Origin of the sequence: Thiorhodococcus minor, assembly GCF_010820565.1 — a bacterium.
GTDB classification, from domain to species: domain Bacteria; phylum Pseudomonadota; class Gammaproteobacteria; order Chromatiales; family Chromatiaceae; genus Thiorhodococcus; species Thiorhodococcus minor.
The window spans coordinates 1-2,721 of sequence record NZ_JAAIJQ010000202.1; the positions used below are offsets into that span (position 1 = coordinate 1).

Here is a 2,721-nt window from a genome sequence, read left to right on the forward strand (position 1 = left end):
CGCGCGTCACCGCGCGAGGTGATGTGATAGAGAGCGCCGAGAAATTCGAGTCTGAGCGGGCGAGCCATGGATCAAGCATAGCTCGGATCAGGCAAGAGGCAAGACCTGACACCGTTCTTTGCTTTGCGATGGGGTACTCATCTCCCACTTCAAAGTCATCTAGCTTTTCGCTCAATATTTCTTTAAAAGATTCGTACTTGGATATAGCGGACTCTATATTTCCGCTCGCCTTCTTTTCAAGAATGTATACAGAAGCGATAAGGTGCTCTACAATTTGCAGGGCTACTGAAAGAGAAGCATCCTTCGGCTTTTTAATATCATGAGCAGCGTCATTACCCATAAATCTTATGCCATGCAATCGCTCGGCATCATTCTTGGAGATATAGCCGGCAGTTGCCAATTTGTTTATCCTTACCTCTAGGCTTCGGCCTGGTATTCCAAGGTCATTACACACGGCTTCAACTGTAGCCCTAAGACCTAAGCCGGATAGAACCTTTGCGTCTTCCCTTAAGGCCATTAGAACTTCGGTATAAATTCTTCTTACAATATTGGGAAGCTCCCATAGGTCATCAATCTCTTTATGCCCTTCTACGGCTTTAGGATAAAGAGTTACTTCTTGAGGAACTTCCCATTGATCGCCATATGTGGGATATGCTGATTCGATATCATAAACGACCTTTCTAAATGCTTTGGTGTCACATCCAAGGCACTGCAATATCTGAAAAGTGATATCACATCTGTACTCATCCTGAACAGACTCGGTATGCTCTGATAAAACTTTGTGGTTTGTTGTTTTACAGCAATCCCTGCAGTAGCTTCTCAGTTGCTCAGTGCTCATATGCCATCGACACTCGAAAGGCTAACGCCGCAAATCAGCCGAGCCGTAAGGAGCGGTAGCGACTGAAGGCGTCGGCTGGATTTGCTTTGTTATGCATTTTGTTTCTCTACCCATTCACCTGTGCGCAAAGCCTTTTGTATTTTCAACTCTACTTTCTGATGTAATTCTTCTGGATAGCCCTCGAAATAACCACCAGAATAACCGCAGTCTTCACAGATAAACTCATATCTTGACACTGCTGCGTAGGAGCTTGAGTCCTTTGGCAGTATCTGATACTGACAACGTGGACACAATGAATGAAGGTTGTCGATTCGATTACCAGAGTATCGCCACACCCATAGGAGACCAAAGAAATTATCTTTTGTGTAGTCTTTGAAATTTAATTCAGATTCAATACCAAATAGCCATTCTTTGAAAGCAATTAAAAGCGCATACCCCAATAGAAAAAATGGCACAATCATTATTCCTAGCAACCAGTTTGAGACTGATGTGCTTGCCAACAAGAAATACCAGGCTTGAGAGAGAGTTGAGTATATAAATGGCCATACACCAGAAAAATATGATGCAATCAAAGAAATCAGGGCCAAAACCCCTACAGCGATAACCTTACTCCAAACTGGATCTTTCCAAATCTTTCTAAACATAACTACTGCTAAATACTTCCTTTAGATGCATAACGTTTGTTTAACCTGACGCCCAAAGTGGTGTGTAGCGTAGCGAAACACCGCTTTGGGCGTCAGGTTGAAACTATAGTTAGCGTTTGTTTTAACTCGGTTTTTCGAAATAATCTAAAGCGAATATTAGATTAGCCTCTTCGTCACCTTGATGTATCGCCAAATGACAGTTGGAACATAAAAGCATTAAATCATTCAATGTGATCTTTGTTTTTCCCGAAAGCTGTGATAGCGGGATGATATGATGTACTTCAATAATATCTTTTGTTAGCCACGGATAATTTTGTGTAAACTGAAATCCGCACAATTCACAAAATATTTTTTCGTTTTTATCTAAAAACTCCTTTACTTTTTGGTTTCTAAGTTTTTTGTCTCTTTCTACTGCCATATGAAGTTCTAACTTTCTTTCCCCTTCAAACGCGAATGGATTGCTATTCTCAGCTTCAATTTCGTTTTTTTCTTTAGATCGATACCGGCCACTATCTATTGTTGCTAAAACAGATACATCCTCTCTTGATACTCTACGGAACTTCTGTTTTCTATAAGGGTCGTTGTTGGGTTTTTCTTTGATCGGTTTTGGTGTTTTATTATGCAAATTTGTTGCATGTTCTAACGCGAGTTTCCGCGCACCATCTTCGCCGAACTTTTTAACAGAAAACCTTTTCGTCTGTACTTCATGATGTTCGTCATACCATGTGGCTTGCCAACATATATATGGTTGTTGTTTTCCTTTTTCGGTTCTTCGAGCAATTCTTTTTTCTGGATCTTTAGGTAAAGATTTCGGAGGCCTTCCAATAATCTTTTTTTCTAAGGGTAATGTTGAAAGTATTTCATGACGAAAATAAATTGCAGCTCTCAAACTTTCAGCAGCGGAAGGGTATTGCGAGTCATAAAATAACTCTTGAAATTGCACCTCGTCTCTGTGAACCCGTACCCACCAACCATGCATCTTAGAATAATCGTATCTTGTTATACCCATAGGTATATGAAAGTTCTCGGGGTCACCGAGAGCTTTTTCTAATGTATCCTCCAAATATTGGTCATCAAATATCGTCATCCTTAATTACACTAACTATTAAGCATTTATCCATCGGGCGCATGGCTGTGAGCGTGGTCTCGCTCCGACGCTGGCGCGCCCGATGGATAAATGTCTGTTGGACTAATCCGATCCTGGCACGACGCCGCCAACCGCGCGGATGCGGGCATGCC

At 41.6% G+C, this 2,721-nt stretch carries 3 protein-coding genes; all 3 read right to left on the reverse strand.

Translation table 11 applies throughout. The annotated features are described in order from the left end of the window. The coding region (locus G3446_RS26240; protein ID WP_164456606.1) for a DUF4145 domain-containing protein at positions 1 to 838 on the reverse strand (838 nt) is incomplete at its 3' end. Between the two features lie 89 nt (positions 839 to 927). Next, positions 928 to 1,482 carry a hypothetical protein gene (locus G3446_RS26245; RefSeq protein ID WP_164456607.1) on the reverse strand — a complete coding sequence of 185 codons (555 nt, stop codon included), beginning with the start codon at positions 1,480 to 1,482 and terminating at the stop codon, positions 928 to 930. A gap of 121 nt (positions 1,483 to 1,603) precedes the next feature. Beyond that, on the reverse strand, positions 1,604 to 2,569 hold the full coding sequence (locus G3446_RS26250; RefSeq protein ID WP_164456608.1) for an HNH endonuclease: 966 nt from the start codon (positions 2,567 to 2,569) through the stop codon (positions 1,604 to 1,606). Between the last annotated feature and the right edge of the window lie 152 nt (positions 2,570 to 2,721).

Bases quoted from the DNA above. Each gene is read 5' to 3' on its own strand.
- G3446_RS26245 (WP_164456607.1), bottom strand. From the start codon at position 1,482: ATGTTTAGAAAGATTTGGAAAGATCCAGTTTGGAGTAAGGTTATCGCT.
- G3446_RS26250 (WP_164456608.1), bottom strand. From the start codon at position 2,569: ATGACGATATTTGATGACCAATATTTGGAGGATACATTAGAAAAAGCT.